Annotated in this window: 13 protein-coding genes; 8 read left to right on the plus strand and 5 right to left on the minus strand. The window is 63.2% G+C overall.

Annotated elements, in window-relative coordinates; genetic code table 11:
* Positions 1 to 8 precede the first annotated feature (8 nt).
* The gene (xth, locus tag RX331_RS18215; RefSeq protein WP_317257829.1) at positions 9 to 800 is read right to left on the minus strand and encodes an exodeoxyribonuclease III; all 792 of its coding nucleotides are present in this window, start codon (positions 798 to 800) and stop codon (positions 9 to 11) included.
* A gap of 287 nt (positions 801 to 1087) precedes the next feature.
* On the opposite strand from xth, the gene RX331_RS18220 reads away from it, so the two are divergent.
* The 3 genes from RX331_RS18220 to RX331_RS18230 are packed head-to-tail and all read left to right on the plus strand — an operon-like array spanning position 1088 to position 6129.
* The gene (locus RX331_RS18220; protein ID WP_410708289.1) at positions 1088 to 2137 is read left to right on the plus strand and encodes an efflux RND transporter periplasmic adaptor subunit; all 1050 of its coding nucleotides are present in this window, start codon (positions 1088 to 1090) and stop codon (positions 2135 to 2137) included.
* A gap of 3 nt (positions 2138 to 2140) precedes the next feature.
* Complete coding sequence (locus RX331_RS18225) at positions 2141 to 5266, plus strand: efflux RND transporter permease subunit (protein WP_317257831.1); 3126 nt, start codon at positions 2141 to 2143, stop codon at positions 5264 to 5266.
* 17 nt (positions 5267 to 5283) lie between these two features.
* On the plus strand, positions 5284 to 6129 hold the full coding sequence (locus RX331_RS18230) for an amidohydrolase family protein (protein ID WP_317257832.1): 846 nt from the start codon (positions 5284 to 5286) through the stop codon (positions 6127 to 6129).
* Positions 6130 to 6163: 34 nt separating this feature from the next.
* On the opposite strand, the gene RX331_RS18235 is transcribed toward RX331_RS18230, so the two are convergent.
* The 3 genes from RX331_RS18235 to RX331_RS18245 form a co-directional block, all read right to left on the minus strand.
* On the minus strand, positions 6164 to 6379 hold the full coding sequence (locus RX331_RS18235; RefSeq protein ID WP_317257833.1) for a hypothetical protein: 216 nt from the start codon (positions 6377 to 6379) through the stop codon (positions 6164 to 6166).
* A 183-nt stretch (positions 6380 to 6562) separates the two neighbouring features.
* Complete coding sequence (locus RX331_RS18240) at positions 6563 to 7537, minus strand: tripartite tricarboxylate transporter substrate binding protein BugD (protein WP_410708237.1); 975 nt, start codon at positions 7535 to 7537, stop codon at positions 6563 to 6565.
* Positions 7538 to 7619: 82 nt separating this feature from the next.
* Positions 7620 to 8693 carry a tartrate dehydrogenase gene (locus RX331_RS18245; RefSeq protein ID WP_317257834.1) on the minus strand — a complete coding sequence of 358 codons (1074 nt, stop codon included), beginning with the start codon at positions 8691 to 8693 and terminating at the stop codon, positions 7620 to 7622.
* A 228-nt stretch (positions 8694 to 8921) separates the two neighbouring features.
* On the opposite strand from RX331_RS18245, the gene RX331_RS18250 reads away from it, so the two are divergent.
* From RX331_RS18250 to RX331_RS18265, 4 genes are all read left to right on the plus strand, one after another.
* Entirely contained in the window at positions 8922 to 9827 is a 906-nt protein-coding gene (locus tag RX331_RS18250) for a LysR family transcriptional regulator (RefSeq protein WP_317257835.1), read from the plus strand.
* Positions 9828 to 10278: 451 nt separating this feature from the next.
* Positions 10279 to 10911 (plus strand): response regulator transcription factor, encoded by a 633-nt coding sequence (locus RX331_RS18255; RefSeq protein WP_317258170.1) that lies wholly within the window; start codon positions 10279 to 10281, stop codon positions 10909 to 10911.
* A 359-nt stretch (positions 10912 to 11270) separates the two neighbouring features.
* Positions 11271 to 11645: a hypothetical protein gene (locus RX331_RS18260; RefSeq protein WP_317257836.1), complete on the plus strand. Its 375-nt coding sequence runs from the start codon at positions 11271 to 11273 to the stop codon at positions 11643 to 11645.
* 322 nt (positions 11646 to 11967) lie between these two features.
* Positions 11968 to 12402, plus strand: coding sequence for an amidase family protein (locus RX331_RS18265; RefSeq protein WP_317257837.1), 435 nt, complete (start codon positions 11968 to 11970; stop codon positions 12400 to 12402).
* Here the strand turns inward: RX331_RS18265 and erpA are convergent.
* Positions 12399 to 12728, minus strand: a complete 330-nt coding sequence (erpA, locus tag RX331_RS18270; protein ID WP_171582398.1) for an iron-sulfur cluster insertion protein ErpA — start codon at positions 12726 to 12728, stop codon at positions 12399 to 12401. The genes RX331_RS18265 and erpA overlap by 4 nt on opposite strands.
* Before the next feature lie 106 nt (positions 12729 to 12834).
* Between erpA and RX331_RS18275 the strand changes: the two genes are divergently transcribed.
* Positions 12835 to 14043, plus strand: coding sequence for a deoxyguanosinetriphosphate triphosphohydrolase (locus RX331_RS18275; protein ID WP_317257838.1), 1209 nt, complete (start codon positions 12835 to 12837; stop codon positions 14041 to 14043).
* The last annotated feature ends 3 nt before the right edge of the window (positions 14044 to 14046 follow it).

A 14046-nucleotide genomic window follows, 5' to 3' on the forward strand; every position in this document is an offset into this window, starting at 1 on the left:
TCCGCTCTCTATGCCGTTTCCAGATCGAAATCCGCCCACACCGGGACGTGGTCGGACGGCTTCTCCCAGGCGCGGACGTAGCTGTCGATGCCGACATTGGCGAGGCGGTCGCTGGCCTGCGGCGACAGCAGGAGATGATCGATGCGCAGCCCCCAGTTCTTCTGCCAAGCGCCGGCCTGATAGTCCCAGAACGTGTAGAGCTTCGGTTCATCAGTCACCGCGCGCAGCGCGTCCGTCAGCCCAAGCCCAAGCAGCGCCTGAAAGGCCTCGCGGGTCTCGGGCCGGAATAGCGCGTCATTGGTCCAGGCGGCGGGGTTATAGACGTCCGAAGCAGACGGGATGACGTTGAAGTCGCCGGCAAGGACCAGCGGCTCTTCCCCTTTAAGGCGCTCCTTCGAATACTCAAGAAGCCGCGACATCCATTTGAGTTTATAAGGGTATTTGTCTGTATTGGGAGGATTTCCGTTGGGCAGATAGAGGCAGGCGATGCGCATCACGCCGGTCTTCAGCGTCACCACGCCTTCGAGGAACCTGGCGTGGGCGTCCTCGTCGTCGCCGGCCAGCCCCGACTTGGTCTCGTCGAACGGCAGTTTGGACAAAAGCGCCACGCCGTTGAAGGTTTTTTGGCCGTGGGTGACGACGTTATAGCCGAGCGCCTCGATTTCGAGCCGCGGGAATGCTTCGTCCGTGCATTTGATTTCCTGCAGGCAGACGATGTCCGGCGAGCCCTCCTTGAGCCAGGTCAGGAGGTGCTCGAGCCGCTGCCGGATTGAATTGACGTTCCAGGTGGCAACACGCATGAAAAAGGGACCCGGGCTGGCGCATGATCCGGGCATTTCCGGTGTTTCATGCTGGAAAGAGAACTGTAACTACACATTTTCCGGCAGTGGCATACCATGTGCAGGAACGCTGTGGTAATCGTTTAGAAATAAGGCGCAAAAGTCGCCGTCAAGGGGCCGGAGAAGTTCGTCCCGTCCTTTGGGGGACGGCGAGCGTGAAAAAAATTATGAAAAAGCGTAGCTTGATCCTTCTTGTCGGCGCTATCGCCATTGCCACGGCGGCCGGCTTCATCACCCGCTCTTCGTGGATGGGCGGCAGCAGTAACGCGCAGGGTCCGCAGCGACCGCGGATGGTGTCCGTGGAGCTCGCCAAGGCGGAGCGCAAGTCCATGCCTGTCGATGTCGACGCGATCGGGATGGTGACGCCGATCTCGAGCGTCGCGCTGAAGTCGCGGCTGGAGACCACGATCGTCGCGGTTCATTTCGAGGACGGCGCCAAGGTCAACGAAGGCGATCTGCTGTTCACGCTGGACAGCCGCCAGATCGACGCGCAGATCGAGCAGGCCGAGGGCGTGCTCGCCAAGGACCAGGCGCAGCTCGAGGGCGCGCAGCGCGACCTGCGCCGCTACAACGACCTCGTCGGCAAAGGCGCCACAACGCAGGTCAATGTCGACAACGCCAGGACGCAGTCTGACATCCTGACCGGCACGATCAAGGCCGACCAGGCCGCGCTCGACAATCTCCGGGTCCAGAAGAGCTACACCACGATCCGTGCGCCGTTCACCGGGCGCATTAGCGTCGCCAATGTGAAGGTCGGCAATTTCGTGCGTCCGGCCGATACCACCCCGCTGGCGGTGATCAACCAGATGGCGCCGGTCTATGTGACCTTCTCGGTTCCGCAGCGTGTGCTGGTGGAGCTGCGCGAGGCGATGGCCAAGGGCGTTTCCGGCGTCACCGCCACCATCCCGAATTCGCAGCATTCCGAGAGCGGCAAGGTCGCGATGGTCGAGAACACCGTCGACCAGACCACCGGCATGGTCACCGTGCGCGGCATCATGGCCAACGCGAACGAGACGCTGTGGCCGGGAACGCTGGTGGCGACCAAGCTGATCATCCGGACCGAGGACTCGATCGTGGTGCCGACGGTCGCTGTGCAGCGAAGCCAGAGCGGCAATTTCGTCTTCGTGGTCAAGGACGGCGCGGCCAAGGTGCAGCCGGTCAAGGTCGACCGCACCGCGCAGGGCATGTCGGTGATTTCGGAAGGGCTGGCCGGCGGCGAAAGCGTCGTCGTTGACGGGCAGCTTCTGTTGTCGGACGGAACGCGGGTCGAGCCGCGGGCCAAGAAGGCCGGAGCCTGACCGATGACGCTGTCCGAACTCTGCATCCGCCGCCCGGTCATGACGACGCTGATCACGGCGTCGATCATCGCGTTCGGCATCTTCGGTTTCCGCCTGCTGCCGGTCTCGGCGCTGCCGCGGGTCGACTTCCCGACCATCGCGGTGACCGCGACGTTGCCCGGCGCCAGCGCGGATACCATGGCGGCCTCGGTGGCCGGCATCATCGAGCGCCAGCTATCCACGATCGCCGGCATCTCCTCGATGTCCTCGAGTTCCTCGCAGGGCACCAGCGTCATCACCATCCAGTTCGATCTCAACCGCAACATCGACGCCGCCGCCCTCGACGTGCAGACCGCGCTGACCATCGCGCAGCGCCGGCTGCCGATCGAAATGACGATTCCGCCGAGCTTCCGGAAGGTGAACCCGGCCGACTTCCCGGTGCTGTTCGTCTCGCTCGGCTCGGCGACGCTGCCCCTGTCAGCGGTCAACGAGTATGGCGACATCACCATCGGCCAGACGCTGTCGCAAATTCCAGGCGTCGCGCAGGTCCTGATCTACGGCGCGCAGAAATTCGCCATCCGCGTCCAGGCCGATCCGGAAGCTGCCGCGGCACGCGGCCTGTCGCTTGACGACATCAGGACCGCGGTCTCGCGCGCCAACTCGTCGACGCCGGTCGGCACGCTGAACGGGCCGAAGCAGGACGTCGCCCTGCAGGCCTCCGGCCAGATGGACAAGGCGGCCGATTACAGCAAGATCGTGGTGGCCTGGCGCAACGGCGCGCCGGTCAAGCTCGACGAGGTCGCCCGCATCTATGAGAGCGTCGAGAACGACAAAATCGCGACCTGGCTGAACGGCGAGCGGGCGGTGGTGCTTGCGATCCAGAAGCAGCCGGACGCCAACACCGTGGCGGTGGTCGATTCAGTATTGGCAAAGCTGCCGACGCTGCGGGCGCAGATTCCGCAATCGGTGACGATGCAGGTCATGATGGACCGCTCGGTCTCGATCCGCCAGGCGGTCGCCGACGTCGAGGAGACCCTGCTGATCGCGGTCGGCCTCGTGATCCTCGTCATCTTCCTGTTCCTGCGCTCGGCCTCCGCCACCTTCATTCCGGCGCTAGCGGTTCCGATCTCGCTGGTCGGCACCTGCGCGGCGATGTATGCGCTCGATTATTCCATCAACAACATGACGCTGCTGGCGCTGACGCTCTCGGTCGGCTTCGTGGTCGACGATGCCATCGTCATGCTGGAAAACATCGTCCGCCACATCGAGCACGGGATGCGGCCGTTCGAGGCGGCGCTAAAGGGCGCGCGCGAGATCGGCTTCACCATCATTTCGATCACCTTCTCGCTGATCGCCGTGTTCATCCCGGTGCTCTTGATGGGCGGCATCGTTGGCCGCGTGTTCCGCGAATTCGCGGTCACGGTGTCGGTCGCGATCATCGTATCCGGCTTCGTCTCGCTGACGCTGACGCCGATGCTGTGCGCACGCGTGCTGCGGGCCCATGACGCGGCCAAGCGGCCGAACATCCTGCTTCGCAGCTTCGAGCGGATGTTCGATTCCTGGCTGCGCGCCTATGAATGGACGCTCGACCGGGTGCTGGCGCGGAAATTCGTGATGCTGCTGGTGACGTTCGCGACGCTGGGCGGCACGGTCTATCTCTACATGATCGTGCCGAAGGGCTTCTTCCCGCAGGAAGACACCGGCTTTCTGATCGGCGTCACCGAGGCCGCGACCGACACCTCGTTCGAGGCGATGAAGGAACGGCAGCAGGCGCTGGCCGATGTGCTGAAGTCCGATCCGGCGATCGAATATCTCAACTCCACCGTCGGCTCCGGCGGACCCAATCCGACCGCGAATTACGGCCGCCTGTTCCTGGCGCTGAAGCCGAAAAAAGACCGCGACAGCCTCAATGTCGTGATCGCACGGCTGCGCGCCAAGTCGCGCCAGATCCCCGGCATCCAGTCGTTCTTCCAGCCGATCCAGAACCTCAATATCGGCGGCAGGATCTCCAAGAGCCAGTATCAGTATGTGATGCAGAGCGGCGACACCGAGTCGCTGTACCGCCTGGCGCCGGAGATGCGTGACAAGATCGAGAAGTTGCCCGGCCTGCTCGACGTCACCACCGACCTCTACATCAAGAACCCGCAGATGACGGTCGATATCGACCGCGAGAAGGCCGCGGTCTACGGCATCACCGTCGATCAAGTCCGCAACCAGCTCTACAACGCCTATGGCGCGCGGCAGGTCGGCACCATCTACATGCCGTCGAACGACTACCAGATCATCCTGGAGGTGCAGCCGCAGTTCAAGGTCGACCCGTCTGACCTCTCCAAGCTCTACATGAAGACGCAGAACAACGTCACCATCCCGCTGTCGGCGGTGGCAAGTCTGGTTCCGACCGTCGGTCCGTTGCAGATCAACCACCAGGCCCAGCAGCCGGCGGTGACGATCTCCTTCAACCTCCAGCCGGGCGTTTCGCTTGGCTATGCGGTCGACAAGATCACCGAGCTCGAGCAGGCCTCGAACCTGCCGGCGACGATCGCGACCGGCTTCTCCGGCACCGCGCAAGTATTCCAGGAATCGCTGCGCGGTCAGGGCGTATTGATCCTCGCCGCTGTGTTCGCCGCCTTCGTCATCCTCGGCATTCTCTACGAGAGCTTCATCCACCCGATCACCATCATCTCGGGCCTGCCCTCGGCCGGCATCGGCGCGATCCTGACCTTGATGCTGTTCGGGATGGAGTTGTCGGTTATCGCGATGATCGGCATCGTGATGCTGGTCGGCATCGTCAAGAAGAACGCCATCATGATGGTGGACTTTGCACTGGAGCGCCGCCGCGTCGGTCTCAGCGCCGAGCATGCGATTCGCGAGGCGGCACTGCTGCGCTTCCGCCCGATCATGATGACGACGTTCGCCGCGATCTTCGGCACGCTGCCGATCGCGCTCGGTGCCGGCGCCGGCGCCGAGCTGCGCCAGCCGCTCGGCATCGCGGTGGTCGGCGGCCTCTGCCTGTCGCAGCTCCTGACGCTGTACATCACGCCGGTGATTTACATCTATCTCGACCGCATCGACCGCCGCCTGCGCCGCAAGCTCGAGCCGCAGTTCGAGGAAGCAGGCGAGGATCGACCGCACGTGGTCGCTGCCGAATGACGGCCATTGGACGTGCGATGCGGTCGGCTGCGCAGGGCGCTGCGCTGCTGGTCGCACTCGCCGGCGCCATCGGCTTCGCCAGCCCGGTACGCGCGGACGAGCCGATCGAGATCTTCGACGCCCATCTACACTACAATTGGGAGCCGAAGCCCCATTTCAGCGTCGATGAGGTGCTGTCACTCTTCAAGAAGCACCGCGTGACCGGCATCCTTGCCACCAGCCGCCCGAATACCGGCACGCACGCGCTGATGGACGCGAAGCCGAAAGACCTGCAGATCGTCCCGTTCATCCGCCCCTACCGGGTCCGCGCCGATATCCAGACCTGGTTCGGCGATCCCTTCATCTTCGACCTCGTACAAGACGAGTTCAAGCGCGGCTATTACCGCGGCATCGGCGAATTCCACATTTCGGGCAAGGCGGCCGATACCGAATGGGTGAAGAAGACGGTTGATTTCGCCGTCGAGCACGACCTCTATCTGCACGCCCATGCCGATGACGTCGCCGTCGAAATCCTGATGCGGCACAATCCGCGCGCCCGCATCATCTGGGCCCATACCGGCTTCTCGCTCCCGGCCGATCGTGTTGCCGAGATGCTGACAAAATATCCAAAGCTGTGGGGCGAACTGTCTTACCGCGGCGGCATCACCGACAGCAGCGGCAAGCTGACGGTGGAATGGCGCGCACTGTTCGAGCGCTTCCCAGACCGCTTCCTGCTCGGCTCCGATACCTGGATCAACGAGCGCTGGGACAGCTACGGACAGATCATGGCCGGCTATCGCGCGTGGCTCGCGCAGCTACCGCCGAACATCGCGGCGCAGATCGCGAACGGCAATGCCCGGGTGCTGTTTGGCGACGAGCGCTGAGTTTTCAATCAGCGGTATTGGCGTATTGCGAACGTCAGCCTTGATATGCCGCCGCGGTAATCAGTTGCAGGCCGATCTCCGGATCGTGGAAGTCCGCTCCGATTCCGTCACGATCAAGGCGGCGCAGGCCGATGGCGAGCTGCCTCAGGTCATTGCGATGCGGGCCGATCGGCAATTTGCGCGCCCGCCGCAGTGCATCGACGGCATGCCTCTTGAGAGGCGTCATCGCCTCGTCTGACGAATTCTTCATCCGCCCCAGCCCGGTTTGGCAGTGAAAACCAAAATGTAAGGTTTGATGATAGTGGGCACCAAATCCGAGCGTCTGTCCAGAAGTAAACGCAACGCAAATTTTTTAACGGTGCGCCGAAATTGCGTTAGCGCAACAAAATCACGACCGCCGATTTCCGTTCAAGCTTCCGTCAGTCCAACGTTGTCAATCCGCGAACTGCCCCGCCGCCTTGATGATCGGCGCCCAGCGATCGACCTCGCTGATCAGCTTGGCCTTCAGAGCTTCCGGCGTTGCTTCGTTCTGCGGAACGGGCTCGGTGTTGATATCGTTGAACCGCTTCACCAGATCGGGATCCCGCAGCGCCTCCTGCAGAGTCCTGGATAGCTTCTGCACGATGTCGTCGGGCGTTCCTTTTGGTGCATAGATGCCGTGCCAAGCGCCGACTTCAAAACCCTTCAGGCCGGCCTCGTCGGCGGCCGGAAGATCGGGCATCGACGCCAATCGTGTCTTCGTCGTGATGGCGTAGGCTTTGACCAGTTTGGACGCGATCGGGCTCGTCGTGTTGGTGGTCTGGTCGCAGGAGAGGTCGATCTGCTTGGCGATCAGGTCGTTCATCACGGGCGCGTTGCCCTTGTAGGGCACGGTGAGGATTTCCTTGCCGACGGCGGTCATGAACAGCATGCCGCAGAGATGGGACGCGGCCCCTAAGCCGGCATTGCCGAACGTCATCTTGTCGCCGTTCGCCTTGATGTAGGCGACGAGCTCGGCGAGCGTGTTCGGCGGCAGATCCGGACGGCCGATGATGGTCATTGGCGCGTTGGTGACGAGGCCGATCGGGGCGAACGCCGACTTGGTGTCGTAGGCCAGCTTGCGGTATAGCGTCGCCGCCGTGGAGATGCCGATGTGATGGATCAGGATCGTGTAGCCGTCGGGCACGGCGCGCGAGGCGCGGGTCGCGGCGATGGTGCCTCCGGCGCCGGTGGCGTTCTCGACGACGATCGTCTGGTTCAGAATCTTCGACATCGACTGCGCGGTCACCCGCGCTACCGTGTCGGTAGCGCCGCCTGCCGCAAAGGGAACCAGCAGCGTGATCGGCCGGTTCGGGTAGTTCTGCGCCGGGCTTGCCGAGCTGATTGTTGTGAACGCGAGCGCAATAACGGCTGTTGCCTTCATGTGCATGGACGTTTCCCTCTGATCTTGTTCTGATTTGCCGCGCGGGCATTTTTGCCTCGCGCTGATCTTCCGTGCCAGTGAACGATAGTCACACGTTGGAGCTATGGATGGCATCCACGACCGCGGCAGTGACGTCCTTCGTTGTCGCGGTACCGCCGACGTCGGGCGTGGTGATCCCGGCGCCCGTCACTTTCTCCACCGCGCGCATCAGTCGCGCTGAGGCTTCCGTCTCGCCGAGATGATCGAGCATCTGCGACGCGGTCCAGAAGCTCGCGACCGGGTTGGCGATGCCCTTGCCAGTGATATCGAAGGCCGAGCCGTGAATCGGCTCGAACATCGAGGGAAAGCGCCGCTCGGGGTCGATGTTGGCGGTCGGCGCCACGCCGAGGCTGCCGGCCAGCGCGCCAGCGAGGTCGGACAGGATATCGGCGTGGAGGTTGGTCGCGACGATGGTATCGAGGCTCTGCGGTTTCAGCGTCATCCTGACCGTCATTGCGTCGACCAGCATCTTGTCCCAGTTGACATCTGGGAATTCCTTCGAGACCTCGTCCGCGATCTCGTCCCACATCACCATGCCGTGCCGCTGCGCGTTCGACTTGGTGACGACGGTGAGGAGTTTTCGCGGACGCGACTGCGCTAGCTTGAACGCATAGCGCATGATGCGCTGGACGCCGACACGGGTGAATACCGCTACTTCGGTGCCGACTTCCTCCGGCAGCCCGCGATGCACGCGCCCGCCGCAGCCGGCATATTCGCCTTCGGAATTTTCGCGAACGATTACCCAGTCGAGATCGCCTGGGCCGGCATGGCGCAGCGGCGAGATGATGCCCGGCAGGATTCGGGTTGGCCGCACGTTGGCGTATTGATCAAAGCCCTGGCAGATCGGCAGGCGCAGGCCCCACAGCGTGATGTGATCGGGGACATCGGGCGCGCCGACCGCGCCGAAATAGATCGCATCGAATTTCTTGAGCCGGGCGAGCGCGTCGGCCGGCATCATCGCGCCGTGCTTGCGGTAGTAGTCGGAGCCCCAATCGAAGGTTTCGACGTTGAACTTGACGTCGCCGAGGCGCTTCTGCAGCGCTTCCAGCGTCTGTACGCCGGCGGCGATTACCTCGGGGCCGATGCCGTCGGCCGGGATGGCGGCGATTGAATATTCACGCATCGAAGTCTCCTCGGGGAATGACCTTGGCCCCGCTCTATCCCCGTCATTGCGAGCGCAGCGAGCAATCCATAGCGCCGCAAGCAGAGAAATGGATTGCTTCGCTGCGCTCGCAATGACGGAGGCGGCTCGCCGAGCCTAACTCTCAGGCCATCCTGCGGCTGCCGATAAGGCGAGGCAACCGCCTCGCGTTTATACAAAAAATTGATATAATCCCGTCCGGGAGGAGCAATGGACCTTCATCACTTGCGCTGCTTCGTGGCGGCGGCCGAGGAACTACATTTCGGCCGGGCGGCGCAGCGGCTCGACATGCTGCCGTCGGCGCTCGGACGTTTCATCCGCCTGCTCGAAGACGATCTCGGCACGCGCCTGATGACGCGGACAACGCGAAGCGTTGCGCTGACGGAGGAGGGCGCGGTGCTGCTCAAGGAGGCGCGGGCGCTGCTGGCGCAGGCGGACGCGCTCGCCGGCAAGTTCCGCACCCGTGGGCGCAAGCGCGCGGCGATCATTCGCGTCGGCGCGATCGATAGCGCCGCCGCGGGGCTGTTGCCGCACCTGCTGCATGATTTCCGAAAAGTGCGGCCCGATGTCACCGTGCAACTGGTCGAGGACAAGACCGTGCGCCTGTTGCCGCGGCTGTTGTCCGGCCGGCTCGATCTCGCCTTCGTCCGCCCGCCGCAGCGGCCCGACAGGCGGCTCCAGTTTCTGTTCCTGCTGCACGAGACCGCCGTCGTCGCCGTCGCCGAGCGTCATCCGCTGTCGCAGCGCAAGCGCGTGACTATTGCAGACCTCGAGGATGAGCCGTTAATCGTGCCGGAACGCCGCGCGCGCCCGCACAGCCACGATCTCACGATGAAGCTGTTCGCGGAGGCCGGGTGTGAGGCGCGCGTCGCCCAGATCGCCGACGAGAAGCAGACCATCGTCAACCTCGTCTCCGCCGGCCTCGGCGTTGCCATCGTCCCGCGCTGGACCTCGCGGATGGCAACGCGCGGCGTCCGCTTCATCCGCCTTGCCGCCTCCGACATGAACAAGCTGCCGCTCGCCGCCGCCTTCACCCGCGCCACGCGCGATCCGGTGCGGGATGACGTGCTGCAAATGCTGGAAGCCGACCTGCCGCGCTACGCCCGCGAAGCGTAGCATATCGCGAGCTGCGCAGGGTGGGCAAAGCGGCGCAAACCACGTGCCCACGAATCACCATCGCGCGCCCGGCTCGATGGTGGGCACACTATCACTTTCACGTAATCATCGACCCCGCAACATTTGTTAGAGACCGAGGGGTGCCGAGCACGCGTGCTTCCTTGCTCCGCGGCGGAGTCCTCCTGGCCCAACCGCAAGGCGAATGTAATTTTCGGGGAGCGCGCTGATCCAGTTCCGCACTACCGCCTGCATTTGCGAGGCATTTGCGATCAAAACGGTACACACCGGTCTCCGTTGCGGGCCGTGGATGGAATTTAATTTGTCTCGCCAATTCTAAATCGATAGTTGCCATCCAAGAGCGACGCGACTGGCAATGGCCGGGCGAGAAGGCGCTGCATCAATCAACCAAGAAAAGCAAGCGCAGCGCTACTTTTCGTCTCAGGAGAACATTTTGCCCGGCATCGTCCATGTCGTGGATGACGACGCGTCGTTCCGAACAGCCATCCAGCGACTGCTGCAGGTGGCCGGCTACACTGTCATCACTTATCCATCGGCTCAGCAATTATTGGATCAACGGCCGAACGAAAACGCCGGGGGATGCATTCTCCTGGACGTGCGGCTTCCCGGCTTGAGCGGGCCAGAGCTGCAGACGCGTTTGACCGAACTCGGCTCAACCCTGCCCATCATCTTTCTGACGGGTTACCCGGACATCAGCACCACGGTCAGGGCGATCAAGTCGGGAGCAGACAACTTCTTGATCAAGCCGGTAAGTTCGAATGAGCTACTGAGCGCAGTGGAAAAGGCAATCGCACGGCACGATAGGGAGCGCGCGTTCAAAGGCGAACTGGAAGCGCTGCGGGCCCGGCTGTCGAGCCTGACACCGCGCCAACGGCAAGTGTTTGAAATGGTCGTGCGCGGCAAGACAAACAAGCATGCTGCTCGCGAACTTGGGTGCACCGAGCGAACGATCAAGGCTCATCGGCAACTGATCATGGAAAAGATGCAGGTTCGAACGGTGCCTCAACTCGTCACCATTGCCGAGCGGCTTCGCGTATTAGGCCCGAGGAACGCTCCAAACCACTAGGTGATGCGCTGGCCGCGAGCTCCGACCCATCTGTTCGGAATGAGAATATGCCGAGACGTGTCTTACCTGCCGATTGTCTGGACACGTCGCGGCCTTCCGCGTCAGGCTGGGCCACGCTCCGGGGAAAGTCTTGAGACAAATCAATCGACTGTGCGAACAATAGTGACGGCCAGTGTTACGAGAATTGCCTCAGCGTGAACGCGATCGATGGAGCGGGGTGATGGAACGACCGTTCACATGGATGAACGTAAAGGCTTGATCCAGGTCAAGGGCACGAAGCGGAAGTGCAGGAGTCTTCGGAGAGACCCGCGGTCAGAGCGATGTGTTGGTCCGCGGCTTCCGTAAGAAGGAGTACGCCAATGTTGCGTCGAATTCTCATTGCTTCCGCGGCCGCGGCCATGCTGCTGGTCACCTTTGCTCCCGACGATGCGTTCGCCCGCGGCGGCCGTGGTGGCGGCATGCGTGCCGGGGGATTCCACGGCGGCGCTGTGCGCGCAGGAGGCTATCGCGGCGGCGCGGTCGCAGCTCGCGGATACCGGGGCGGTGCGGTTGCTGTGCGTGGCGGGCGCTACGGCTATCGCGGCGCGGCCTACCGTGGCTACCGCTACGGCGCCGGTGCAGCGGCGGTCGGCGCGGCTGCGGTCGGTGCGGCTGCAGCGGGCGCGTATTACCGCGGCGGCTGCGGCTACGACAGCTACGGCAACTGGGTCTGCCCGGGCGGATATCAATACTGACCGGCGCGACGCCGCTGGCCTGTGACGCTCGGAGCCGATGCTAATGTCATCGACCTAGCGCGTAATAATCGTTTGGCCTGTAGTGGCCAAGTTGCCGCGTCGCAAGCGCCTAGCCAGTGCGTCTAGGGTGGGCGCGTTGCGCCGCGGAACCTGGTCACGATGACATAAGGGACACTGCCACTGTCCCAATTGTGAAAACGTGTCTTCAGCGGACGTGTTGTCTATCCTGTAACCACGATTTTTCCACGCTGGAATCTCAATATGCGGGCACGGACCCCAGCGTCGATCCGCTTGCCAAATGCACCACAGTCGGCGATCGAGCTTGCTTCGCTCATCCGCCGAAAGAAGTGAGCGCGCTCGAACTGCTCGACCATTTCCTCGCGTCGATAAATACAATCCGAAGCTCAACGCCATCGTCTGGATGGATCGCGACAAGGCGCGGAAGCGCGCGAAAGCAGCCGACGGTGTACTGAGGAAAGGCAAGCGCCTCGGACCGCTGCGCGGCGTGCCGATGACAAGAAAAGCTATCAGGTGGCGGGCTCGCCCACAACATGGGATGAAGGACAATGTCACCGAGACGATATCTGTCGCGGCGCAGCGGATGTTAGAGACGGATGCCACGCTTTTCGGCAAACCCGATGTGCCGGTCGCGCTCGCAGACCACCAGGCTTACAAGCCGATCTACGGCACGACCAGCAATCCGTGGCACGTCACACGCACGCGTATTGGCGTGGATAGGTACATGATCGCGGCTTAAATCGAAAAGCTTGTCCCGCAGCCGCAGGACGCCGTGGCGTTCGGGTTGACCACGCGGAACGAGGCGCCGATCAGATCGTCGACGAAATCGACCTCGGAGCCGGCGAGGAACGGCACCGAGGCCGGGTCGACCAGCACCACCGCGCCCTCGCGGGCGATGACGAGGTCGTCTTCCGCCTTGGCGTGGTCGACGTCGAACTTGTACTGGAAGCCGGAGCAGCCGCCGCCCTCGACCGAGATGCGCAGCATGGCGCCGTCGCCTTCGCTCTTGAGGATTTCGCCGATGCGGCGGGCAGCCCGCTCGCTGACGGTGATGGCAGTGGTCATGACAATCGGTCTCCGGCCCCGTCGTACCCAATTCATTTGGTATAGGGCGTCAAGCATAGTTAAGTGCGTAATGTTGCGGAATCAAATGGATAAGGACTAAAAAATCGTGTCGGTCGGAATGGCTGCCCCCCGTGCGCCTTATGGCTGCGACCCCGATTCCAGCCGCGGCCGGCTGTTTGCGGAGCCGCCGAGCCGGACCCGCAGCCCGTTCCGGCGCGATTGCGACCGGGTGATCCATTCCACCGCCTTCCGGCGGCTGAAGCACAAGACGCAAGTTTTCGTGTTCCACGAGGGCGACCACTATCGGACGCGGCTGACCCATTCGTTGGAAGTGGCGCAGATCGCCCGCGCGCTGGCCCGCCAGCTTGGCCTTGATGAGGACCTCACGGAAACGCTGGCGCTGGCCCATGACCTCGGCCATCCGCCGTTCGGCCATGCCGGTGAGCGGGCACTCGACAAATGCCTGAAGGCCCATGGAGGCTTCGACCATAACGCGCAGGCGCTGCGGGTGGTGACCGCGCTGGAGCACCGCTATCCCGAGTTCGACGGGCTGAACCTGACCTGGGAATCGCTCGAAGGCATCGTCAAGCATAACGGCCCGCTCACGGAGCGGAGCGGGACGCCCGCCGGGCCCTATCAGGGCGGCGGCATTCCGGTCGGTATCGCCGACTTCAACGCAAAATTCGATCTGGAACTGTGGAGCTACGCCTCGCTGGAGGCGCAGGTCGCCGCCTTCGCCGACGACATCGCCTATGACGCCCACGACATCGACGACGGCCTGCGCGCCGGCCTGTTTGCCGTCGATGATCTCAAGGTAATGCCGCTCACGGCGGCGATCATTGCCGAGATCGACCGCCACTATCCCAATCTCGACGACGCCAGGCGCGGCGCGGAACTGGTGCGCGAGCTGATCTCCTACATGATCTCGGCCGTCATGGCGGAGGCGGGCAGGCGGCTGGAAGCGGCGAGGCCGCAATCGGCGCATGACGTCCGCCACCACCATCAGCCGCTGGTCGCCTTTCCGCCAGAGGTCGCCGAGCACGAGGCCGCCATCAAGGCTTTCTTGAAAGTGCACATGTACCGCCACCACCGCGTCATGCGGGTGATGGGCGAGGCGGAAGGCATCCTGTTCGATCTGTTCGCGCGCTACCAGGCCTCCCCGGGCGACCTGCCGCCGGAATGGATCGAGGGCACCGAGCGTGAAAGCGAGGGAGCGCGTATCAGACGGATCGGCAATTTCATCGCCGGAATGACCGACCGTTTTGCGTTGATCGAGCACCAAAGGCTTTTTGACTCGACCCCGGATTTGCGTTAGGCG

Source organism: Bradyrhizobium sp. BWA-3-5, assembly GCF_032917985.1.
Lineage (GTDB): Bacteria > Pseudomonadota > Alphaproteobacteria > Rhizobiales > Xanthobacteraceae > Bradyrhizobium.

Excerpts from the sequence above, each read along its gene's own strand:
- RX331_RS18230 (WP_317257832.1), top strand. The coding sequence starts at position 5,284 with ATGCGGTCGGCTGCGCAGGGCGCTGCGCTGCTGGTCGCACTCGCCGGC.
- RX331_RS18245 (WP_317257834.1), bottom strand. The coding sequence starts at position 8,693 with ATGCGTGAATATTCAATCGCCGCCATCCCGGCCGACGGCATCGGCCCC.
- RX331_RS18260 (WP_317257836.1), top strand. The coding sequence starts at position 11,271 with ATGTTGCGTCGAATTCTCATTGCTTCCGCGGCCGCGGCCATGCTGCTG.
- RX331_RS18240 (WP_410708237.1), bottom strand. The coding sequence starts at position 7,537 with ATGCACATGAAGGCAACAGCCGTTATTGCGCTCGCGTTCACAACAATC.
- RX331_RS18220 (WP_410708289.1), top strand. The coding sequence starts at position 1,088 with ATGGGCGGCAGCAGTAACGCGCAGGGTCCGCAGCGACCGCGGATGGTG.
- erpA (WP_171582398.1), bottom strand. The coding sequence starts at position 12,728 with ATGACCACTGCCATCACCGTCAGCGAGCGGGCTGCCCGCCGCATCGGC.
- RX331_RS18235 (WP_317257833.1), bottom strand. The coding sequence starts at position 6,379 with ATGAAGAATTCGTCAGACGAGGCGATGACGCCTCTCAAGAGGCATGCC.
- RX331_RS18250 (WP_317257835.1), top strand. The coding sequence starts at position 8,922 with ATGGACCTTCATCACTTGCGCTGCTTCGTGGCGGCGGCCGAGGAACTA.
- xth (WP_317257829.1), bottom strand. The coding sequence starts at position 800 with ATGCGTGTTGCCACCTGGAACGTCAATTCAATCCGGCAGCGGCTCGAG.
- RX331_RS18225 (WP_317257831.1), top strand. The coding sequence starts at position 2,141 with ATGACGCTGTCCGAACTCTGCATCCGCCGCCCGGTCATGACGACGCTG.